19 protein-coding genes are annotated in these 20,946 nt (G+C 62.8%); 10 read left to right on the top strand and 9 right to left on the bottom strand.

What is annotated here, in order from left to right:
- Window positions 1-2: 2 nt before the first annotated feature.
- Both UB48_RS22700 and UB48_RS22695 read right to left on the bottom strand, forming a co-directional pair.
- Complete coding sequence (locus tag UB48_RS22700) at window positions 3-1,304, bottom strand: OprD family porin (RefSeq protein ID WP_045201189.1); 1,302 nt, start codon at window positions 1,302-1,304, stop codon at window positions 3-5.
- A gap of 227 nt (window positions 1,305-1,531) precedes the next feature.
- A complete protein-coding gene (locus tag UB48_RS22695) occupies window positions 1,532-2,221 on the bottom strand; it encodes a DsbA family protein (protein ID WP_045201188.1) in 690 nt (229 codons plus the stop codon).
- Between the two features lie 246 nt (window positions 2,222-2,467).
- Here UB48_RS22695 and UB48_RS22690 point away from each other — a divergent pair, with 246 nt between their 5' ends.
- A complete protein-coding gene (locus tag UB48_RS22690) occupies window positions 2,468-4,570 on the top strand; it encodes a TonB-dependent siderophore receptor (RefSeq protein ID WP_045201187.1) in 2,103 nt (700 codons plus the stop codon).
- Window positions 4,571-4,640: 70 nt separating this feature from the next.
- Here the strand turns inward: UB48_RS22690 and UB48_RS28235 are convergent, their stop codons facing one another.
- The 4 genes from UB48_RS28235 to UB48_RS22670 form a co-directional block, all read right to left on the bottom strand.
- A complete protein-coding gene (locus UB48_RS28235; protein ID WP_045201186.1) occupies window positions 4,641-4,841 on the bottom strand; it encodes a hypothetical protein in 201 nt (66 codons plus the stop codon).
- 184 nt (window positions 4,842-5,025) lie between these two features.
- Window positions 5,026-6,132 (bottom strand): agmatine deiminase, encoded by a 1,107-nt coding sequence (aguA, locus tag UB48_RS22680; protein ID WP_045201185.1) that lies wholly within the window; start codon window positions 6,130-6,132, stop codon window positions 5,026-5,028.
- 20 nt (window positions 6,133-6,152) lie between these two features.
- Window positions 6,153-7,031, bottom strand: coding sequence for an N-carbamoylputrescine amidase (gene aguB, locus UB48_RS22675; protein ID WP_045201184.1), 879 nt, complete (start codon window positions 7,029-7,031; stop codon window positions 6,153-6,155).
- A 170-nt stretch (window positions 7,032-7,201) separates the two neighbouring features.
- Window positions 7,202-10,111, bottom strand: coding sequence for an aminotransferase (locus UB48_RS22670; protein WP_045201183.1), 2,910 nt, complete (start codon window positions 10,109-10,111; stop codon window positions 7,202-7,204).
- 213 nt (window positions 10,112-10,324) lie between these two features.
- Here UB48_RS22670 and rfbB point away from each other — a divergent pair, with 213 nt between their 5' ends.
- The 7 genes from rfbB to UB48_RS22635 are packed head-to-tail and all read left to right on the top strand — an operon-like array spanning window position 10,325 to window position 17,401.
- Entirely contained in the window at window positions 10,325-11,407 is a 1,083-nt protein-coding gene (rfbB, locus tag UB48_RS22665) for a dTDP-glucose 4,6-dehydratase (RefSeq protein ID WP_045201182.1), read from the top strand.
- Window positions 11,404-12,276, top strand: coding sequence for a glucose-1-phosphate thymidylyltransferase RfbA (gene rfbA, locus UB48_RS22660; protein WP_045201181.1), 873 nt, complete (start codon window positions 11,404-11,406; stop codon window positions 12,274-12,276). The genes rfbB and rfbA overlap by 4 nt, the downstream gene beginning before the upstream one ends.
- On the top strand, window positions 12,276-12,821 hold the full coding sequence (rfbC, locus tag UB48_RS22655) for a dTDP-4-dehydrorhamnose 3,5-epimerase (RefSeq protein ID WP_045201180.1): 546 nt from the start codon (window positions 12,276-12,278) through the stop codon (window positions 12,819-12,821). The genes rfbA and rfbC overlap by 1 nt, the downstream gene beginning before the upstream one ends.
- A complete protein-coding gene (gene rfbD / locus UB48_RS22650; protein ID WP_045201179.1) occupies window positions 12,818-13,693 on the top strand; it encodes a dTDP-4-dehydrorhamnose reductase in 876 nt (291 codons plus the stop codon). Before rfbC ends, rfbD begins: the two co-directional genes overlap by 4 nt.
- A gap of 35 nt (window positions 13,694-13,728) precedes the next feature.
- Window positions 13,729-15,543, top strand: a complete 1,815-nt coding sequence (locus tag UB48_RS22645; RefSeq protein WP_045201178.1) for an ATP-binding protein — start codon at window positions 13,729-13,731, stop codon at window positions 15,541-15,543.
- A complete protein-coding gene (locus tag UB48_RS22640) occupies window positions 15,540-16,949 on the top strand; it encodes a sigma-54 dependent transcriptional regulator (RefSeq protein WP_045201177.1) in 1,410 nt (469 codons plus the stop codon). The genes UB48_RS22645 and UB48_RS22640 overlap by 4 nt, the downstream gene beginning before the upstream one ends.
- Window positions 16,946-17,401, top strand: a complete 456-nt coding sequence (locus UB48_RS22635) for a YiiD C-terminal domain-containing protein (RefSeq protein ID WP_045201176.1) — start codon at window positions 16,946-16,948, stop codon at window positions 17,399-17,401. Before UB48_RS22640 ends, UB48_RS22635 begins: the two co-directional genes overlap by 4 nt.
- Here the strand turns inward: UB48_RS22635 and cysQ are convergent.
- Both cysQ and nudE read right to left on the bottom strand, forming a co-directional pair.
- Window positions 17,390-18,217, bottom strand: coding sequence for a 3'(2'),5'-bisphosphate nucleotidase CysQ (gene cysQ, locus UB48_RS22630; RefSeq protein WP_045201175.1), 828 nt, complete (start codon window positions 18,215-18,217; stop codon window positions 17,390-17,392). The two genes, UB48_RS22635 and cysQ, sit on opposite strands and share 12 nt — an antisense overlap.
- A complete protein-coding gene (nudE, locus tag UB48_RS22625) occupies window positions 18,214-18,780 on the bottom strand; it encodes an ADP compounds hydrolase NudE (protein WP_038998207.1) in 567 nt (188 codons plus the stop codon). The genes cysQ and nudE overlap by 4 nt, the downstream gene beginning before the upstream one ends.
- A gap of 79 nt (window positions 18,781-18,859) precedes the next feature.
- On the opposite strand from nudE, the gene yrfG reads away from it, so the two are divergent.
- Entirely contained in the window at window positions 18,860-19,522 is a 663-nt protein-coding gene (gene yrfG / locus UB48_RS22620) for a GMP/IMP nucleotidase (protein ID WP_045201174.1), read from the top strand.
- On the opposite strand, the gene lysM is transcribed toward yrfG, so the two are convergent.
- On the bottom strand, window positions 19,523-19,963 hold the full coding sequence (gene lysM, locus UB48_RS22615) for a peptidoglycan-binding protein LysM (protein ID WP_045201173.1): 441 nt from the start codon (window positions 19,961-19,963) through the stop codon (window positions 19,523-19,525). It lies immediately after the preceding gene.
- Between the two features lie 84 nt (window positions 19,964-20,047).
- Here lysM and UB48_RS22610 point away from each other — a divergent pair, with 84 nt between their 5' ends.
- Entirely contained in the window at window positions 20,048-20,935 is an 888-nt protein-coding gene (locus UB48_RS22610; RefSeq protein ID WP_045201172.1) for a LysR family transcriptional regulator, read from the top strand.
- The last annotated feature ends 11 nt before the right edge of the window (window positions 20,936-20,946 follow it).

The raw sequence follows: 20,946 nt of genomic DNA, 5'->3' as shown, positions 1-20,946 counted from the left end.
TATCAGAGGATGCTGATCGGGTACTCGACGAACACGCGAACTTCGTTGCCGTCGTCGTTGTAGCCGTTCTGACGAACGCTTTCGGAGGTACGCAGGAACGAGCTACGCAGTTTGACGGACAGGTCCTTGGCCGGGCCTTCCTGAACCACGTACTTGAACTGGTTGAAGATTTCGCGCTCTTTACCTTCGCCGAAGCCGTGGGTGTTGATGTTGTCACCACGCACGTAGGCCACTTTGTAGGTCAGGCCCGGTACGCCGAAGGCGCCGAAGTCCAGGCCGTAGCCCAGCTGCCAGGAACGCTCGTCTTCAGCGTTGAAGTCGGACCAGTAGGAGTTGGCCAGGTAGATAGTCGAACCACCGTCACCCACGCCACCGGCGTTCTGGTAGAAGCCGTACTGATAACCGGTGTCGCCAGTGCTGCGCTGGTGGGCGATGGTGATCGAGTGCGGGCCGAAGGCGTAGGTAGCCGCCAGGCTCCAGATGGTGTTGGAGTCACCGGTCAGGTCGGCGGCAGCGACGTACTTCTTGTCGATGTCCGACTTGTAGCCGTTGAAGTCCAGGGTCAGCGACTGGTCGTCGGCGATCGGGTGAACGTAGTTCACGCCCAGGTAGTGCTTCTTCAGCACGTCTTCGACGTCGGAGGTGTACAGCGAAGCCGAGAGGTTTTCGCTGAACTTGTAGCTGCCGCCGAATACGTTGATCGACTTCAGGCCACCGCTGTCACGGCCTTCAGCACTTTTACGGGCTTCCTGGGTGAAACGACCGGCGTTCAGTTCCAGGCCCTTGATCTCCTTGGAGGTGATCAGGGTACCGGTGTAGCTTTCTGGCAGCAGGCGACCGTCGTCGTACTGCAGCACTGGCAGCTCAGGCATCTGGTCACCGTACTTCAGTACAGTGTTGGAGATGCGGAACTTGATTGCTGCGCCACCACGGGCCAGGTTGTGCGGGGAGTTCTGCTGGTTGGTCGGCGAGTCGCCGTCCGCCGGCTTGAAGAAGTCGATACCGCCACCGCCGTTGCGGCCTTTACCACCGTCCAGACGCACTGCGTACAGGCCGAAGGCGTCGACACCGACACCAACGGTGCCCTGGGTGTAGCCGGAGGAGAACTTGCCGATGAAGGCCTGGCCCCACTCGCTCTGGTCGTTGGTATGGTGCTTCTTGTCACGATTGATGAAGGCATTGCGCAGCAGAACGCTGGCTTTGCTGTCTTCTACGAAGCCCTTGGCCTCGGCCTGGTCATTGGCCATAGCCTGAGTCGCGGCCATAAGCCCCAGCGCGACCAGACTGATCCTGGTTTTCAACATTTTATTTTCCTTATTACTTAGTCAAAGACGCTCTGCGACCAAACGCCAAAAACCACGCCCCCTGCGTGGGTTGACGCTCACGGGTCTGAAAATAAAAAGCCCGCCTGCGAGTGTTCGCAGCGGGCCTTTTTTCTGGACTCTTGGCCGATGGGCCTACAGGCGTTGACCGAATCCTATCCGTGTGCGGATCAGCATGTCAAAAATTCGTGAAAAGTAAGTGTTTCTGCTTACAGATCGCAGCCATCCGCGGCACAGAACGCCGCGTTTGCGGCATCTTTCTCCGCGCTCAGATAGAACTCCCTGTCCAGCCAATGCACGAAGGCCTCAGGCTTGCCGAGGAAAGGACCGATGTCGATGACCTGCAGCCGCCCTTCGCGTTCCAGCACCAGGGTTGGATAGCCCTGGCCACCGACGCTGGCCATGAACGCACGACTGGTGCGCATATGGCTCTGGGTATCCACATCGCGCAATGCACTGGCAAAGGCGGGTGCAGGCAGGCCCATCTCGGCGGCGATGGCCTTGAGCACGCCATCATCGGCAATCCGCCGGCCTTGCACGTAGTGCGCACGCTGCAAGCGCGCCAGCAACTCCAGGCCACGCCCGGCGAGCTGCTCTGCTGCCAGGATCGCGGCTATGGGTGGCTGTGAATCGAAGACAGCGTCGTTGTCACGCAACAGGCCCTCGAAATAGCCCTGGCCGAAGGGCTGCCCGGTGTACTCGGCAATACGCCGGTCATGGGGCATGACGAAGTCGCGCAACTGCGCCGAGACCTTCTGGCGATTGGCTCCGGCCATCATCCCGCCACCGTGCAGCACAACCGGCATCAGCCCGCTGGCCGCATTGATCAACGGCTCGGCGCCGTAGCACCAGCCGCACAGCGGATCGAACACATAGTGAAGGGTGGTTTGTACCGGCATGGGCGCCTCCTGAAAAAATGATGACGTCAGGTTAGGCCGGATGAAGGTTGCGAAAAACGCTGCACGGGTTACAGCTTTGTTGCGAAAAACAGTACAAATTCAGCGCTAAAACTAAAGGCTGATAGACAGAAATATCTTGAAACAAACAGCTCGTCGATAGATCCAGAAACAATTAACGTTAGTAAATGGCAAGCATTATCATTCGCGCAAAATTTCTTCACTCTAATAAATGCCCGGATGTCCGTCATGCTTGCCCCTTGCCGCCTCTCTCCCCTGACCCTGGGCCTGTCGCTGTTTTTCAGCTCAGGGCTGGTCACTGCTGCCACCACCACGTTGCCCGAAGTCTCGGTTACCGCCGAGTCTGACCGTGAACGCGATGACCCGCGGGTACGTGAAGTCAGCACCGCAACCCGTACCGCCACGCCCGCCCGCTACGTGCCGCAGGCTATCGATTCGGTGAAGACCAGCAACGTGCTGGATTACGGCAGCAACGACCTTGGCAAAGCCCTGAGCGGCATCCCCAACGTCAGCAGCGGCGCCGATACGCGCTTTGACAGCGTGCGCATCCGTGGCTTCGATGCCAGCAACGACTTCTACCTCGACGGTATTCGCGACGACAGCCAATACGTGCGCGACCTGCACAATATCGAGCGGGTCGAGGTGCTCAAGGGCCCTGCCGCGGTGCTCTATGGCCGTGGCAGCCAGGGCGGGATCGTCAACCGGGTGAGCAAGATGCCGGAAGCCGGCCGCCGTTCCAGCATCGAGGCCCAGGGCGGCAGCGAGGACCTGCGCAGCCTGTATGCCGACCTCAGCGCCGACCCGAGCGACAACATCAGCCTGCGCCTGAACATGGGCAACCAGGACAACAACAGTTTCCGCGACGGCATCGACGGCAGCCGCCAGCTGTTCGCACCCTCGATGAGCTGGCAGCTGACCCCGCAGCTGAACTGGCTGGTGCAATACGAGTACAGCCGCTACAACCGTACCCCCGATCGCGGCATCCCCAGCGTCAACGGCCGCCCGGCCGACGTTGGTCGCGACACCACCTACGGCGATACCCAGCGCGACTTCATCGACGACAAGGCGCAATCGCTGCGCTCGCGCCTGAACTACCAGCTCAACGACACCTGGCAAGTGCGCCACACCCTGGGCCTGTTCAAGCTCAACAGCGATTTCGACAACACTTACCTGACCGGCTACAACGCCACCACCAACCAGGTTACCCGCCAGCGCTGGCAGCAGGACCTGAACACCCGCAACCTGTTCAACAACCTGGAACTGGAAGGCAATTTCGACACCTTCGGCCTGCAGCACACCCTGCTCACCGGCCTTGAGTTCGGTAACCAGCGCCGCGATCCGATCCTATACACTGCAGCGACTTCCGGCGCAGGCGCTCGCCCGGTGCCGGGCCTGGACCTGAACAACCCCAACCGTAACCTGCAGCACAACGGCACCATGGTGGTCTCCAGCAACAACCACACCGTGGTCGACAGCCGCGGCCTGTACCTTCAGGACCAACTGCGCCTGAATGATCAGTGGCAAGTGCTGGCCGGGGTGCGTTTCGACCAGTTCGAAGTGCAAACCACCAACAAGGTCCGCGGTATCTCCGAGAAGCAGGACAGCAACAGCACCAGCCCGCGTCTGGGCGTGGTCTATTCGCCGTGGAAGGAACACTCCTTCTATGCCTCCTGGAGCAAGACCTTCTCGCCAGTCGGCGGCGGCCTGATCGGCATCACCCCGGGTGCGGCCGGCAATACCAACGAAACCAGCCCGGAACAGACCCGGCAGAAAGAAGTCGGGGTCAAGAGCGACTGGTTCGACGAACGCCTGAGCACCACCCTGGCGGTTTATGAGCTGGAGCTCTACAACCGCCGCACCAGCGACCCGAACAACCCGGGCATCACCTTGCTCAGCGGCCTGCAGCGCTCACGCGGCGTCGAGCTGACCGCCACCGGCAACATCGTTGGCAACTGGTACGTACGCGGCGGTATCGGTATCCAGGATGCAACCATCGTCGAGGACAACAACGGCCAGGAAGGCAACCGCGTGAGCAACGTTGCCAAGCGCAACGCCAGCCTGTTCGTTACCTGGAAACCGGAAATGGGCTGGTACGGCGAAACCGGCCTGACCCTGGTCGGCGAGCGCTATGCCGACAACCAGAACACCGCCGTGCTGCCCGGCTATGGCCGTTGGGACGCGCTGGCAGGCTTTCGTACCAAGGACTGGGACCTGCGCGCGGCGCTCAACAACATTACCGACAAAACCTACTACAGCTCGGCCACCAGCGCCGCGCAGATCCAGTTTGGCGACCCGCGCAGCCTGATCGTGACCGGCACCTACAGCTTCTAAACACCAGGCAATAAAAAAGGGCGGCATTGTTCAGGCAATGCCGCCCTTTTCATTGTTGTTGCCGAACCCTCTAGCGGCTGCCATCACCCAGCAGCGCTTCCAGCTCTGCCTCGCTCAGCAGGCCTGCCGGATAACGCGCCAGTAACGAGCGACGCTGATCGGCCTTCCTGACCCGGTTTGCTCCATGGTGTTTCAACCACTGCGCCACGCGCTGGAGGGACTCGTGATTCACCGCTGATGGGGGCGAAGCCGGCTCACTTGCTGCATTCATTTCGACACGTACTCCCTGGGGCCGTGAGCGGCTAACCTACTCAAACTTTGTGACAGAACCATGCTGGTCTATCTGTTTGAAATACAATGCAAAACAAATACAAGAGGTGTGCCAGAAGACTATGCCGGTCGTCGTCCACGCATAAAAAAGCCCGTCAATCGACGGGCTGTTTTCTTACTGCACTTCAGCCTTTGGCTGGCGCCGGTTGTTGCTGGGTCAGGCAATGGATGTTGCCGCCGCCCAGGAGCATCTCGCGCCCGGGGATCATGACCACTTCATGGTCAGGGAACACCCGCGCCAGAATCGCTCTAGCCTCGGCATCTGCCGGGTCGTCGAAGCTCGGGGCGATGATGCCGCCGTTGACGATCAGGAAGTTGACGTAGGAGCCAGCCAGGCGCACCGACGGGTTGCGCTCCTGGCTGCCGGCCACCGGATCGACCCCGGCGCACTCTTCTTCAGTGGCGAACAGCGGCCCCGGAATCGGCATCTTGTGCACGGTGAAGGCGCGACCTTTGGCGTCACGGCTGTTTTCCAGCACCTCAAGTGCGCTATGGCAGCGTGCATAGTTGGGGTCTTGCGGATCATCGGTCCAGGCCAGTAACACTTCACCTGGGCGGACGTAACAACAGAAGTTGTCGACGTGGCCGTCGGTTTCGTCGTTGTACAGACCATCGGGCAGCCAGATGATGCTGTCCACGGCCAGGTGGTCACGCAGGATGGCTTCGATCTGCTCGCGGTTCAGGTGCGGGTTGCGGTTGTGGTTGAGCAGGCATTCTTCAGTGGTGATCAGGGTGCCTTCACCGTCGACATGGATCGAGCCGCCTTCGAGCACGAAGCCTTCGGTGTGGTAGCGCTGGCAGCGCTCCATCTCCAGCACCTTGCTGGCCAGTTGCTCGTCGCGGTTCCACGGCGCGTACAGGCCACCCTCGAAGCCGCCCCAGGCATTGAAACCCCAGTCGATGCCGCGTACTTCACCGCTGTCGTTGATGACGAAGGTCGGGCCGGTATCACGCACCCAGGCGTCGTCGTTGCTGATTTCCACCACGCGGATGTTCGGCAGGTCCAGGCGCGCCCGGGCGTTGTCGTACTGCGCGGCCGAGACGGCAACGGTCACCGGCTCGAAACGGGCGATGGCCTTGGCCAGGGTCACGTGGGCAGCCTGTACCGGCTTGCCACCCAGGCGCCAGTTGTCCGGGCGCTCGGGCCAGACCATCCAGACCTGGGTTTGTGGCGCCCATTCGGCAGGCATGTGGAAGCCGTCGGCGCGCGGGGTACTGGTAAGCGTTTTCATAGAGGATCCTTGCTGAACTTTCAGGATTGCAGCGCGCCGTCGAGGGTCTTTACCGGGCCGTACAGATTCGGACGACGGTCGCGGAAAGTACCCCAGGCACTGCGGGTGTGCTCAAGTTTATCGAGGTCGAAAGTATGCACCAGCACACCCTCCTCGGTCTCGTTCAGCGCCTGGACCTTCTCGCCGTACTGGTCGGCGATGAAGGAGGAGCCGTAGAAGGTGATGTCGTAGCCGTCCTGCTGTTCGCGGCCGATACGGTTGCTGGCCACCAGCGGCATCAGGTTGGCACCGGCATGACCTTGCTGCACACGCTGCCAGTGGTCGCGCGAGCAGATGCTCTGGTCGTGCGGCTCGCTACCGATGGCGGTCGGGTAGAACAGCACCTCGGCGCCGAGCAGGGCCATGCTGCGTGCGCACTCGGGGAACCACTGGTCCCAGCAGATGCCGACGCCGATTTTCGCGTAGCGGGTCTGCCAGACCTTGAAGCCGGTGTCGCCCGGGTTGAAGTAGTACTTTTCGTGGTAGCCGGGGCCATCCGGAATGTGGGTCTTGCGGTACACACCGAGGTTGCTGCCGTCGGCATCGATGATCGCGATGCTGTTGAAACGCGCACGCCCGGCCAGCTCGTAGAAGCTGATCGGCAGCACCACCTGCAGCTCTTTGGCGAGCTTCTGGAAATGACCGAGGGCGGCGTTGGTTTCAACCGCTGTGGCCAGTTGCAGGTAGTCCGGATTGGGCTTCTGGCAGAAGTACGGGGTTTCGAACAGTTCCTGGATCAGGATGATCTGTGCGCCCTTGGCGGCCGCCTCGCGGACCAGCCGTTCGGCGGTTTCCAGGTTGCCCTGGCGGTCCCAGGAGCAGGCCATCTGGGTGGCGGCAACAGTGACAGTGCGGCTCATGCATTCCTCCTCGGCAGGTGCTCGGGCCAACAAGGCCAGGCCACCCTGGTGATAATGGAGGCATTTATATCCGATAAATATCGGCTTTAAAAGTGGAAAATGGAAAATATCAGGCGTAAAAAAGCCGGTTAATTCGATAACAATCGGATTAACCGGCTTTAGCTCAAGGGTTACAGGTCTTCCGACAGTACCCGGTCGATGCTGTCGACGAAGAAGTCCACGCTCGCGCGGGTGGTGCACATCGGCGGCTTGATCTTGAGGATGTTGAGGTAATCGCCCGTAGGCTGCATGAAGATACCCAGGTCACGCAGGCGGTTGCACAGCAGGGTAGTCTCGGCACTGGCCGGCTCCAGGCTCTGGCGGTCACGCACCAGTTCCAGCCCCAGGTAGAAGCCGGAGCCGTGCACGGCACCCGCCAGCGGATGTTTATCGACCAATTGTTGCAGCCGTGACTTGAAGTAGCCGCCGACTTCCCGGGCGTTGTCCCATAGCCCTTCTTCTTCCATGACATCAAGCACGGCCATGCCGATTCGGCAACTGACCGGGCTGCCGCCGGCGGAGGAGAAGAAATAGCCCTCGGCTTCCAGCGCCTCGGCAATCTCGCGGCGGGTGATGACCGCGCCCAGTGGCTGGCCGTTGCCCATGCCCTTGGCCATGGTGATGATGTCCGGCACCACGCCCTGCTCTTCAAAACCCCAAAACCAGGTGCCCAGCCGGCCATAGCCGACCTGCACTTCGTCGGCGATGCATACCCCGCCCGCCGCCCGCACCTTGGCATAGGCTTGCTGCAGGTAACCCGCAGGCAACGAGATGCCGCCGGCATTGCCGTACACCGGCTCGCAGATGAACCCGGCCAGTTGCCGCTGCTCGGCAGCCAGCGCATCGAGCTTGGCATCGACGTCGCGCAGATAGTCGGCGGCGCTCTCGGCGCCACGGTAGGCGCCGCGATAGGTGTTGGGCGCAATCACCGGGTGAACCCAGTCCGGCCGGGTGCTCAAGGCCTGGGGGTTGTCGGCGATGGAGGTGGAAATCGCATCGGTGGCCACCGACCAGCCGTGATAGGCCTCAAGTACGCTCAGCAGGTCACGCCCACCGCTGTAGGCCCAGGCCAGGCGGATCGCCAGATCGTTGGCCTCGGTGCCGCTGTTGACCAGAAATACCCGGTCCATGCCGCTCGGTGCCAGGGCCAGCAAGCGCTCGGAGAATTCGGCGATGGCGGCATAATGAAAACGCGAGTTGGTATTGAGCAACGACCATTGCCGCGCCGACTCGGCGACCATGCGCGGGTGCCCGTGGCCGAGCACCGCAACGTTGTTGAGCATGTCCAGGTAGGCCCGCCCCTGCATGTCGAACAAGTAGTTGCGCCAGCCGCGCTCGATATGCGGCGGCTGCTGGTAATAGTGTTTTTGCGAGCGGGCGAAACTGGCATCGCGCCGAGCCAGCAAAGCCTGGGCATCGACCAGCGGTTCGGCGTCGCAGGCAAAGCCGAGGATGGCTTGCGGCGAGGGGCACAATGCCTGCCAGGCCTGGGCCCGCGAAGGCACGACAAAAGCTGGTGGATACAACCCGGCCACCCGGCATAACTGGACCGTCAACAATGCGCCAGTGGCGCCCAGAGACTGTCCGATGGCCAATGCCTGCCCGTCGGCCGGCGTCTGATCCAGCCCGTGCAACCACAGGCTGCATTCACTGCCCTCAAGGCAGCCACTGTCTTCGCCATATTGGTGCCAGGTCCCGGCCCAAGGTGCCTGGAGCACCGTGGCGCAAGGCAGATGCAGTTCGACATGCAGGGCGCACGTCGCAGGTTCCGCGGGATTGTCGATGTGGGTCTGCGACAGGCGGTACTGCCCATACAGGCTGCTGGCAGCGCCTGAAGCACTGCCCTGCCGGGCCAGCAAGCGCTGGTCAATGCCGGCTTGCTCCCAGTTGCCGGCCTGGTAATGCTCGCTGAGTACACCAAGATCCACGCCAATCACCTGGGCGGCCACCGAGGCCGGCAGGAGTGGCGCCGAGCTTTCTAGCGCCAGCGCAGGGAGTTCATGCCCGGTCACTTGCAGAATCGCCGCCTGCATCAGTTCGAAAGGCACGCTGGTGGCGACGTCGAAAATTTCCCACTCATGGGCCAGATTGTCCCGGCTGTAGCTGTTGCCAGGGTCAATACTCACCTGCTGCTCGCTGCTCAGTACCAGCACCGCAGCACGAGCCACCACCAAAGGCCACAAGGCGTTGAGTTCAGCGGCGTTCAGCGGATTGAGCGCATGATAAGCCTCGATCGCCGGCAATATGCGCAAGGGGTCGCCTTCGGCGTGGTGCAGCAAGGCCGCGCAAGTGACCGAGAGATCTGCAATGCGCCAGGTGTGCATCAGGTCGCCGAAATCGATGACCCCCTGCAGTTGCCACTGGCGCTGCTCATCGCGCGCCCATACGGCGTTGTCATCGGTGATGTCCAGGTGCACGGCTTGCGATGGCAGATCATCGATCAACGGCTGCAGATGTTCCCGGGCCTGATCTGCGGCGGCTTTTACCCTGGCTTGCTGCGGGTTGTTATCCAGTATCGGCAACAGGTGATCGATCAACACCTGGGCATGGCGCGGATCCCATTGCAATGTGCGCTCAAGGCCCGGGTGAGTGAAACTGGCCAGAGCCTGGTCGACCCGCGCGCACAGGCGGCCGAGTTCAGCTACCAGGCGCGGCTCCATGTGCTTGATGCGGGTCAGTGACTGGCCTTCAATATAGTCGAGCAGGCGCACGCGTAGCGGTTGGCCGTCGACAGTCACCGTCAGCAGTTGCTCACCGGATCGGGCAGCCTGCACCGCAGGCACTGGCAGCCCCTGATCGCGCAGGAAGCCGAGGGCGGCATGCTGGGCTTGCAGTTCCTGCTCGGCATAGGCGCCATGGCAAACCTTCAGCACGTAGCGCCCATGGTCCGAATCGACAAGAAAATTCAGGTCTTGCTGGCTGCCCAATGCCCGCAATGAGCCGCTCAGGCCAAAGTGTTCCTGCAACAGGGTTGCGGCCTGCTGTTCACTGACTTCAGGGCATGGCTGGCTGGAGCGATGGATCAGGGTACTGAGCGACATGGGCAGGGGACCTCATTTTTTTGTTGCCTATATCGCCACTGCTTGTGCCGGTTGGCAAGAATAACGGCTAAAATTGCGCAACATTTGCTCAGTTTCATCGAGCAGCCCGGGTAAGAAGGACTGTTCGGCGCTTTTTGCTTGCGCCTGCCTGCACCCGGCCACAAGCTGTGCACCCTAAGTTCAATGTCAGTTACGGAAGAAAGGCAGTCCGACATGCGAATTCTTATCACCGGCGGGGCCGGCTTTATCGGCTCGGCGCTGGTGCGTCACCTGATCACCAATACCGAGCACGAAGTGCTCAACCTCGACAAACTGACCTATGCAGGCAATCTGGAATCGCTGACCAGTATCGCGACCGACACCCGCTATGAGTTCGTCCAGGCGGATATCGTCGATCAGGCCACCGTTAGCGCTGTGCTTGAGCGCTTCAAGCCACATGCGATCATGCACCTGGCGGCAGAGTCGCATGTCGACCGCTCGATTGACGGCCCTTCGGACTTCATCCAGACCAATATCGTCGGCACCTACAGCCTGCTCGAGGCAACTCGCGCCTACTGGCTGAGCCTGCCGGCCGATGAGCGCACGGCGTTCCGCTTCCATCACATTTCCACCGACGAAGTGTATGGCGACCTGCATGGCGTCGATGACCTGTTTACCGAAACCACGCCTTACGCACCAAGCTCGCCCTACTCCGCCAGCAAGGCTGCGTCCGACCACCTGGTCCGCGCCTGGCAGCGCACCTATGGCCTGCCGGTACTGATCACCAACTGCTCGAACAACTACGGGCCGTTCCACTTCCCGGAAAAACTCATTCCACTGGTGATCCTCAATGCCCTGGCAGGCAAGCCGTTGCCTGTGTATGGCAACGGCCTGCAGGTGCGTGACTGGCTGTTCGTCGAAGACCATGCCCGCGCCCTGCTCAAGGTGGTAACCGAAGGCGAAGTTGGCGAGACCTACAACATTGGCGGCCACAACGAGCAGAAGAACATCGACGTTGTACGCGGCATCTGTGCCCTGCTCGAAGAGCTGGCGCCACAACGTCCGGCTGGCATTGCCAACTACGCCGACCTGATCACCTACGTTCAGGATCGCCCTGGCCACGACCAGCGCTACGCGATCGATGCCAGCAAGATCGAGCGTGAACTGGGCTGGGTTCCCGAAGAAACCTTCGAGACCGGGCTGCGCAAGACCGTACAGTGGTACCTGGACAACCTGCAATGGTGCCAGCGGGTACAAGACGGCAGTTATCAAGGCCAGCGCCTGGGCGCCAGCGAATTCAAGGATCTGATTGCATGACCAAAGGTATCGTCCTGGCGGGCGGCTCCGGCACCCGCCTGCACCCCATCACCCTGGGTGTTTCCAAGCAACTGCTGCCGATCTACGACAAACCGATGATCTACTACCCGATCTCGGTACTGATGCTGGCCGGTATTCGCGAAATCCTGCTGATCTCCACCCCGCAGGATCTTCCGCACTACAAGCAACTGCTGGGTGATGGCAGCCAGTTCGGTATCGAAATGAGCTATGCCGAGCAGCCCTCTCCGGACGGCCTGGCGCAGGCCTTCCTGATCGGCGAAGAGTTCATCGGCAACGATTCGGTCTGCCTGATCCTCGGCGACAACATTTTCCACGGTCAGGGCTTCACTCCGCAGCTGCGCAAGGCAGCCCAGCAGGGTGCCGGTGCCACCGTGTTCGGCTACTGGGTCAAGGACCCGGAGCGTTTCGGCGTCGTCGAATTCGACGATGAAGGCCGCGCCCTTTCCATCGAAGAGAAACCGGCACAACCCAAGTCCAGTTACGCAGTGACAGGCCTGTATTTCTACGATAACGACGTGGTCGAGATCGCCAAGGCGGTCAAACCTTCGCCACGCGGCGAGCTGGAAATCACCGACATCAACAACGCCTATCTCAAGCGCGGCGACCTCAATGTCCAGTTGCTCGGGCGCGGTTTCGCCTGGCTGGACACCGGCACCCACGACAGTCTCCTGGAAGCATCGCAATACGTGCAGACCATCGAACACCGTCAGGGCCTCAAGGTCGCCTGCCTTGAAGAAATCGCGTACCAGCAGGGCTGGATCGATGAAGCGCATCTGCTGGAGCGAGGCAAGATGTTCGGCAAGACCGGCTACGGTCAGTACCTGTTCGGTCTCGTAGGGAAACGTTAATGAAAGTAACAGCCAGCGCGCTGCCTGATGTTCTTGTGATCGAGCCGAAGGTCTTCGGTGATGAACGAGGCTTTTTCTTCGAGAGCTTCAATGAGCGCTCGTTCCAGGAAGCAACAGGCATCGATGCCCACTTTGTTCAGGACAATCATTCCGGCTCACAAAAAAATGTGCTGCGCGGTTTGCATTACCAGGTTGAACATACCCAGGACAAGCTTGTGCGGGTAACTGCAGGCGAAGTGCTGGATGTGGCCGTCGATATCCGCCGCCACTCACCGACCTTTGGCCGTTGGGTCAGTGTCAGGCTTTCGGCCCAGAACAATCGCCAGTTGTGGATTCCCAAGGGCTTTGCCCATGGTTTTCTGGTGCTGAGCGACTTCGCCGAGTTTCTCTACAAGACCACTGACTACTATGTGCCGTCTGCCGAGCGCTGCATCCGCTGGGATGACCCGGACCTGGCGATCGACTGGGAACTTGAAAGCGCACCGGTGCTTTCAGCCAAGGACCAGGTCGGCAAGTTCCTGCATGAGGCAGACCTGTTCCCGTGAAGCACAGCCAACCGCGCATCCTTATCGCCGGCCGCAACGGCCAGGTTTCCCAGGCGCTGCAACAGCAACTGGGCGACCTGGCGCAGTTGCAGGTGCTGGGCAGTGACCAGCTCGACCTCGCGCACCCCGAAGCCATCCGTGGCCAGGTGCAGCAGCTCAAGCCCGACCTGATCATCAACGCCGCGGCCCACACTGCGGTGGATCAGGCCGAAAGCGAGCCGGAGCTGGCCTTTGCGATCAACGCCCAGGCTCCCGGCATTTTTGCCGAAGAAGCCGCGAAGCTTGGCATCCCGCTGATCCACTACTCCACCGACTACGTGTTCGATGGCAGCAAAGCCACCCCTTACACCGAGGACGACGAGCCCAACCCGCTCGGCGTCTACGGACGCAGCAAGCTGGCCGGCGAACAGGCGATTGCCGCGGTAGGTGGCCAGCATCTGATCCTGCGTACCAGCTGGGTGTACTCACGCCACGGACGCAACTTCCTGCTGACCATGCAGCGCCTGCTGCAGGAAAAGCCCGAGCTGCGCATCGTCGCCGACCAGATCGGCGCGCCGACCTGGGCGGGCACCATCGCCCACAGCACCCGTGCCCTGATCGAACGCTGGCAGGCTGGCCAGGCCGGTGCCTGGGGTGTCTATCACCTGACCGCGCAAGGGGAGACCTCGTGGTTCGGTTTTGCCCAGGCCATTGGCGAGCAACTCAAGGCCCAGGGCCTGTCCTGCGCCAAGCTGTTGCCAATCGCCTCCAGCGATTATCCGACCCCGGCTCGCCGCCCGCTGAACTCGCGCCTCGATTGCAGCCGCCTGCAACGCGAGTGGCACGTCAGCCAGCCGCACTGGCAGCAGGCGCTGAACGACTGCCTGAAGTAGCGCATAATGCGCCAGATCATTCTGGCGCAGTTGCGATGAACATAACTCCACCCGTACCCCGCCGCCCTCGCTGGCGCAGCCTGGCCATCCTTGCCGTGTGCCTGGCACCCTTGCTGTGGCCGTTGCAGCACCTCGCCGAGCGCTACTACCAGGACGAACTGGCCGGACAGAACCGCCAGACCCTCGACCTCTACGTCGCCAACCTGCTCGGCACCCTGCACCGTTACGAAACCCTGCCGCAGATCCTCGGCGACCTGCCGGCCCTGCGCGCAGTGCTGGCCGACCCGCTGCGCCTGGAAACCCTGACCAACGCCAACCGCCTGCTCAAGGACATCGCCACCCAGACCGGCGCCGAAGTCATGTACCTGATGGACGCCAACGGCAACACCCTGGCGGCCTCCAACTGGGACAAGCACGACAGTTTCATCGGCCGTAACTTTGCCTTCCGCCCTTATTTCAGCGAAGCCATTGCCGGGCGCCTGGGGCGCTTCTTCGGCCAGGGCACTACCTCGGCCAAGCGTGGTTACTTCTTCGCCGCCGCAGTGCGCGACCGCGATCAGGTGATCGGCGCGCTGGTGGTCAAGGTCGATCTGGACCATACCGAAACCCTCTGGGGCAAGACCCCGGAGCAGTTGCTGCTGACCGACCACAATGGCGTGGTGATCCTGACCTCGCGCCCCGACTGGCGCTTTCGTGCCACCCGGCCATTGAGCGACGCCGAGCGCGAAGCCATCGTTGCCATCCAGCCCTACCCGACCCAGTCACCCAAGCCGCTGACCCTCGACCCCAAGGCCTGGCTGACCCAGACCCAGGCCATCGACGAGACCGGCTGGCAGGTCAGCATCCTCGCCCCGCGCACGCTGATCGACCGCTCGGTACGCACGGTGGTGGCCATCGGCGGCGCCACCTTGCTGGTGCTGATGCTGCTGCTTGGCCTGATCATGCAGCGGCGCCGCCACTACATGGACCGCATCGACTTTGAAGCCCACGGCCGCCAGGAGCTGGAAAAGCGCGTGATCGAGCGCACCGCCGACCTCGAAGGCCTCAACAGTCGCCTCAAGGAAGAAGTGCTGGAGCGCGAACAGGCCCAGCAAGAACTGGTGCGCGCCCAGGACGAGCTGGTGCAGGCCGGCAAGTTGTCGGTACTGGGCACCATGTCGGCCAGCATCAGCCACGAACTCAACCAGCCGCTGGCGGCGATCCGCAGCTATGCCGAGAACGCCGAGATCCTCCTCGATCATCAGCGCACCGACGATGCCCGCAGCAACCTTAAGCTGATCAGCGAACTGACCGGGCGCATGGCCTCGATCATCGCCCATCTGCGCGCCTTCGCCCGCCGCGACCGCCACGCCCCGGAAAGCGTGGCCCTGCAGCCGGCGCTGGACGATGCACTGGCGCTGCTGGCCAAGCGTCGGCGGGCAATGGCCGTGGAACTGGTGCGCGACCTGCCAGAGGCAACCCTGTGGGTCCAGGCCGGCGAAACCCGCTTGCGCCAGGTGCTCGGCAACCTGCTGGCCAACGCCCTCGACGCGCTGACCGAAAAAGCCAACCCGCGCAAACTCTGGCTCAGTGCCGAACAGCGCGATGGCAACGTCTACCTGTACATACGCGACAACGGTCCGGGCTTCAGCAGCCAGGCCCTGGCCCGCGCCCGCGAGCCGTTTTTCACCACCAAGACGCGCACCCAGGGCCTTGGCCTGGGCCTGGCAATCTGCGATACCTTGATGCGGGCGCTGGGCGGCGAGCTGCTGCTCGGCAACCACCCGGAAGGCGGCGCCCTGCTTACCCTGCAACTGCGCATCGCCAAGCCCGGCGCCACCCTACCCACTTCGGAGGACCCATCGGCATGACGACCGAGCCGCTCATCGACAGCCGCACGCAGGTGATTCTGGTCGACGATGACCCGCACCTGCGCCAGGCGCTGAGCCAGACCCTCGACCTCGCCGGGCTGAAGATCCTGCCCCTGAGCGACGCCCAGGGCCTGGCCGGGCGCATCGAGCGCGACTGGCCGGGCGTGGTGGTCAGCGATATCCGCATGCCTGGCATCGACGGCCTCGAGTTGCTGCAGCAACTGCACGCCCAGGACCCGGAACTGCCGGTGCTGCTGATCACCGGCCACGGCGACGTGCCCCTGGCGGTGCAGGCCATGCGTGCCGGCGCCTACGACTTTCTGGAGAAACCCTTCGCCAGCGATGCCCTGCTCGACAGTGTGCGCCGCGCCCTGGCCCTGCGCCGCCTGGTGCTGGACAACCGCAGCCTGCGCCTGGCCCTGAGCGATCGCCAGGAGTTGAGCACGCGCCTGGTCGGTCACTCGGCGCCGATGCTGCGCCTGCGCGAGCAAATTGGCGCATTGGCCGGCACCCGCGCCGATGTGCTGATCCTTGGCGAAACCGGCGCCGGCAAAGAGGTGGTGGCCCGCGCCCTGCACGACCTGTCGAGCCGCCGCGACGGCCCGTTCGTGGCCATCAACGCCGGCGCCCTGGCCGAATCGGTGGTCGAGAGCGAGCTGTTCGGCCACGAGCCAGGGGCTTTCACCGGCGCGCAGAAGCGTCGCATCGGCAAATTCGAATTCGCCAACGGCGGCACGTTGTTCCTCGATGAAATCGAAAGCATGAGCCTGGATGTCCAGGTCAAGCTGCTGCGCCTGCTGCAGGAGCGTGTAGTCGAGCGCCTGGGCGGCAACCAGTTGATCCCGCTGGATATCCGCATCATTGCCGCAACCAAGGAAGACCTGCGCCAGGCCGCTGACCAGGGGCGCTTTCGCGCCGACCTGTATTACCGCCTGAACGTCGCACCACTGCGCATTCCGCCGCTGCGCGAGCGCGGCGAAGACATCCTGGTGCTGTTCCAGCACTTTGCCCACGCCGCCGGCGAGCGCCACGGCCTGCCAGTGCCGACATTGCAACCGGCGCAACGGGCGTTGCTGCTGCGCCATGAATGGCCGGGCAACGTCCGTGAGCTGCAAAACGCTGCCGAGCGCTTCGCCCTGGGCCTGGAACTGGCCCTGGACGGTGACCTGCCGCCTGCGGCCGACGGTCCCGTGGCCAGCATCGGCAGCGGCAACCTCAGCGAACAGGTCGAGCAGTTCGAACGCTCGCTGATCGCCGCGGAGCTGGCGCGCTCGCACAGTTCACTACGCAGCCTGGCCGAGGCCCTCGGCATCCCGCGCAAGACCCTGCACGACAAGCTGCGTAAACACGGCCTGAGCTTCGGCGACAACCATCACAGCGATGACCTGGAGGACAACCGTCCATGAGCACGGACAGCCACTACCTCGAATCGGTACTGCACAGCGACATCCCGCTGACCCGGCAAATGGGCCTGCAGGTGCTCGACTGGCAGCAGCATTGCCTGCGCCTGCAGCTACCGCTGGAGGCCAACGTCAACCACAAGAGCACCATGTTCGGCGGCAGCCTGTACTGCGCGGCGGTGCTGGTCGGTTGGGGCTGGCTGCACCTGAGGTTGCGCGAAGCGGGGGTCGATGACGGGCATATCGTCATCCAGGAAGGCCAGATCAGTTATCCGCTGCCGGTCACAGGCGCGGCCATCGCCACCTGCGCGGCACCGGAGGAGAAGGTCTGGGAGCGTTTCATCGCCACCTATCAGCGCCGGGGCCGGGCGCGGCTGAACCTGCACACCCAGGTCAGCAATGCCGGCAGCAGCGAGGCTGCCGTGCTATTCAGCGGCCAGTACGTGCTACACCGCTAGGGCTTGTTGCAGCAGCTTGTCGCGCCACGGCGCGGCCGCCGGCAAGGCCAGGAAGAACGGGTTGAGCAAGGACTCGCGCGCAGGGTAGACGAAGGCCTGGCCATCGAGGCCAAGCACTTCGCCGCCGGCGCCTTCGAGCACGCCCTGGGCTGCTGCGGTGTCCCACTGCGAGGTCGGTGCCAGGCGCGGGTAGCAATCGGCAACGCCCTCAGCCAATAAGCAGAACTTCAGCGAACTGCCGATATTGGCCAGCTCCAGCTCCCCTACCGACTGGCTCAGGCCGGCCAGCAAGGCTTCCTGTTGCGGGCTGGAGTGCCGGCGGCTGGCAACCACGGTAAATCGCTCACCCGCAGTCGGCGCGTTGCGCACGCTGATGGCCTTAGGCACGCCGCCCGCTTCCGCCAGCCAGGCCCCGAAGCCCTTGCCGCCGTAATAGCAACGCCCGTTGGTGGGAATCGCCACCACGCCAAACACCACCTGGCCTTGCTCTATGAGAGCGATGTTGACGGTGAATTCTTCAGTGCCGGCAATGAATTCCTTGGTGCCATCCAGCGGATCGACCAGCCACCAGCGCTGCCAGCCTTGCCGTTCGCCCAGGGGAATATCGCAGTCCTCTTCCGACAACACCGGGATCTGCGGCGCCAGGGCGCGCAAACCCTCGGCAATGACGTCATGGGCAGCCAGGTCGGCGGCGGTGACCGGCGATTCGTCGGCCTTGGCCGTCACCGCCACATCGGCGCGCCAGAACGGCAAAATGGCCTTGCCCGCCTGGCGAGCCAGCTCCACCACGTGCTGCATCAGTTCAAGATCGTTCATAGCGGGAACACCCCACGCTGGCTCAGCAAGTCGCGCACCAGATACAGCGCCGCCAGGGCCCGGCCTTCGGAAAACTGCGGATGCTGGGCCAGGGCCGAGAGCTCGCGCAGGTTGATCTTGTCGACACGCATCGGCTCGGGCTCATCGCCTTCCAGGCGTTCCTCGTAGAGGTCGGTGGCCAGCACCACCTGGATCTTCTGGCTCATGTAACCCGGTGACAGCGAAAGCTCGGTCAGGTGCTCCAGTTGCCGGGCACCGAAACCTGCTTCTTCCTTGAGCTCTCGGTCGGCCGCCGCCAGCACGTCTTCGCCCGGTTCGATCAGGCCCTTGGGCAACGACAGCTCGTACTCGTCAGTACCGCCGCAGTATTCTTCCACCAGCACCGCGTGCTCGGCGTCGAGCATCGCCACGATCATCACCGCGCCATAGCCGTTGCCGCGCCCGACCAGGCGCTCATAGGTGCGCTCGGCGCCGTTGGCAAAGCGCAATTGCACGGCTTCGACGCGAAACAGGCGACTGCTGGCGACAATCTCGCGAGAGAGGACGGTGGGTTTCTGGCGCATGGGGCGGCTCCTTGGCGTGAACGGGTTACTATACCGTGGCTTGCCCGGCCGCTGCCTAATGACTGTTCGAGAATTTCATATGCCCGTTTTAGCCTGGTCCACCATCGATACCGTCCTGCTGGACATGGACGGCACCCTGCTCGACCTGCACTTCGACAACCATTTCTGGCTCGAGCAGCTGCCCCAGCGCTACGCCGAACTGCACGGCATCAGCCGGGCCATGGCCGAGCTCGAGCTGCAGCCGCTGTTCGAGCAGCACGCCGGCTCGCTGAACTGGTACTGCCTGGACTTCTGGAGCCGCGAGCTGAACCTCCCGGTGCGCGAGCTGAAGCTTGAAACCGCCCACCTGATCGCCCTGCGCCCGGATGCCGACACCTTTTTGCAGGCGATCAAACAGGCCGGCAAGCGGGTGATCCTGATCACCAACGCCCATCGCGATTCGCTGTCGCTGAAACTGGAGCGGGTGGAGCTGGCGCCTTACTTCGAGCGCCTGATCAGCTCCCATGACTACGGCTACCCCAAGGAGAACCCGCAGTTCTGGAGCGCCCTGCAGGCCGATATCGGCTTCAGCCCGCAACGCAGCCTGTTTATCGACGACACCTTGTCGATCCTGCGCAGCGCCCGCGACTTCGGCGTGGCGCACCTGCTTGCGGTGCGCCAGCCCGATAGCCGCAAAGGGCCGCGGGATACCGAAGAGTTCGCCGCGGTGGACGACTACCGGGCGTTGCTCGAAGGGTTGTGATTACTCGGGGATGCGCAGGGTCTGGCCCGGGTAGATCTTGTCCGGGTGGCTGAGCAGCGGCTTGTTGGCTTCAAAAATCTTGTTGTACTGGTTGGCATTGCCGTACACGGCCAGGGAAATGGCGCTCAGGGTGTCGCCTTTCTTGACCACGACGAAGCGGGCCGCCGCAACAACCGGGCCGGTAACGGTGATCTGGTCATCCACCGACGCAACACCGGCAATGTTGCCGACCGCCAAGAGGATTTTCTCCTTCTCTTCCTGGCTGCCGACTTCACCAGTCAGGATCACCTTGTCGCCTTCGACTGTGGCCTGAACGTTCGGGTTACCCAGTCCGACCTTCGCCACGTGGTCCTTCAACTGCTCGCTGGCATTGGCATTACCCGGGGTCAACAGGTCGATAAGTTTCTCGCCTGCTTCTTTGACGAAACTGAAAATGCTCATACCGCTCTCCTTGGTGATGAATCTCGGAGCCTGGAGTCTAGGACAGGTTAGAATGCTTCGCCTGCTTTGCGCCGTGGAGCGACGATGGACATCAAACAACTCAAATTCCTCATCGCCCTGGATGAAACCCGCCACTTCGGCCAGGCCGCCGCCCGCTGCCACGTGACCCAGCCAACCCTGTCGATGCGCTTGCGCAACCTGGAGCAAGAGCTGGACCTGGCCCTGGTCAACCGTGGCCAGCGCTTCGAGGGTTTCACCGCCCAGGGCGAGCGGGTGCTGGCCTGGGCGCGCTCGGTGATCGCCGCCTACGATGGCCTGAACGCCGAAGCGGCCGCCTGCCGTGGCCACCTGGTCGGTACCTTGCGCCTGGGCGTGGTGCCGTTGTCGAGCTTCGACCCCTTGCCATTGTTACGGCGCATGCACCAGCAGCACCCGGAGCTGCGCTTCGAACTCAGCGCCCTGAGCTCCGAGCAGATCCTCGAACAGCTGACCAGCAACCAGCTGGACCTGGGCGTGTCATACCTCGACCGGCTCGACCACGAACGCTTCCAGGCGCTGCCGCTGGGCGAGACGCGCATGGGGCTTTTATATGATCCAGATCATTTCCGCTTCGACGAGCAGCCCCTAAGCTGGCAACAGCTGACCGAACTGCCGCTGGGCTTGCTCACCGCCGGCATGCATTTTCGCCAGTCGATCGACCATAACTTCCACAGCCGCGGCCTGACCCCGCAGCTGTTGCTGCAGACCGATGCCGTCCATCAGTTGGCCCAGGCCGTCAGCGGCGGCCTGTGCTGCGCGATCATGCCGTTGGCGGCAGGGCTGGAAGTGCTCACCGAACGGCTGCGCCTGCAACCGATCGAACAGGCCTGCACCCTGGCCCCATTGGGCCTGATCATGCGTCGCACGGCGCCGCGCTCGGCCCTGGCCGAGGTGTGCCTGGGCGAATATCAAGCGCTGCGCGGCGAGGCTTGATCGACGCCGTC

It is taken from the genome of Pseudomonas sp. 2(2015) (genome assembly GCF_000955865.1).
Classification (GTDB): Bacteria; Pseudomonadota; Gammaproteobacteria; order Pseudomonadales; family Pseudomonadaceae; genus Aquipseudomonas.
Note: the sequence above shows the minus strand (reverse complement) of the source record. Positions and strands in the feature narration are given on the sequence as shown.

What these genes read in the sequence shown, in the direction of transcription:
- UB48_RS22700 (WP_045201189.1), bottom strand. Translation starts at nt 1,304, where the DNA reads ATGTTGAAAACCAGGATCAGTCTGGTCGCGCTGGGGCTTATGGCCGCG.
- UB48_RS22695 (WP_045201188.1), bottom strand. Translation starts at nt 2,221, where the DNA reads ATGCCGGTACAAACCACCCTTCACTATGTGTTCGATCCGCTGTGCGGC.
- UB48_RS22690 (WP_045201187.1), top strand. Translation starts at nt 2,468, where the DNA reads ATGCTTGCCCCTTGCCGCCTCTCTCCCCTGACCCTGGGCCTGTCGCTG.
- UB48_RS28235 (WP_045201186.1), bottom strand. Translation starts at nt 4,841, where the DNA reads ATGAATGCAGCAAGTGAGCCGGCTTCGCCCCCATCAGCGGTGAATCAC.
- aguA (WP_045201185.1), bottom strand. Translation starts at nt 6,132, where the DNA reads ATGAAAACGCTTACCAGTACCCCGCGCGCCGACGGCTTCCACATGCCT.
- aguB (WP_045201184.1), bottom strand. Translation starts at nt 7,031, where the DNA reads ATGAGCCGCACTGTCACTGTTGCCGCCACCCAGATGGCCTGCTCCTGG.
- UB48_RS22670 (WP_045201183.1), bottom strand. Translation starts at nt 10,111, where the DNA reads ATGTCGCTCAGTACCCTGATCCATCGCTCCAGCCAGCCATGCCCTGAA.
- rfbB (WP_045201182.1), top strand. Translation starts at nt 10,325, where the DNA reads ATGCGAATTCTTATCACCGGCGGGGCCGGCTTTATCGGCTCGGCGCTG.
- rfbA (WP_045201181.1), top strand. Translation starts at nt 11,404, where the DNA reads ATGACCAAAGGTATCGTCCTGGCGGGCGGCTCCGGCACCCGCCTGCAC.
- rfbC (WP_045201180.1), top strand. Translation starts at nt 12,276, where the DNA reads ATGAAAGTAACAGCCAGCGCGCTGCCTGATGTTCTTGTGATCGAGCCG.
- UB48_RS22645 (WP_045201178.1), top strand. Translation starts at nt 13,729, where the DNA reads ATGAACATAACTCCACCCGTACCCCGCCGCCCTCGCTGGCGCAGCCTG.
- UB48_RS22640 (WP_045201177.1), top strand. Translation starts at nt 15,540, where the DNA reads ATGACGACCGAGCCGCTCATCGACAGCCGCACGCAGGTGATTCTGGTC.
- UB48_RS22635 (WP_045201176.1), top strand. Translation starts at nt 16,946, where the DNA reads ATGAGCACGGACAGCCACTACCTCGAATCGGTACTGCACAGCGACATC.
- cysQ (WP_045201175.1), bottom strand. Translation starts at nt 18,217, where the DNA reads ATGAACGATCTTGAACTGATGCAGCACGTGGTGGAGCTGGCTCGCCAG.
- nudE (WP_038998207.1), bottom strand. Translation starts at nt 18,780, where the DNA reads ATGCGCCAGAAACCCACCGTCCTCTCTCGCGAGATTGTCGCCAGCAGT.
- yrfG (WP_045201174.1), top strand. Translation starts at nt 18,860, where the DNA reads ATGCCCGTTTTAGCCTGGTCCACCATCGATACCGTCCTGCTGGACATG.
- lysM (WP_045201173.1), bottom strand. Translation starts at nt 19,963, where the DNA reads ATGAGCATTTTCAGTTTCGTCAAAGAAGCAGGCGAGAAACTTATCGAC.
- UB48_RS22610 (WP_045201172.1), top strand. Translation starts at nt 20,048, where the DNA reads ATGGACATCAAACAACTCAAATTCCTCATCGCCCTGGATGAAACCCGC.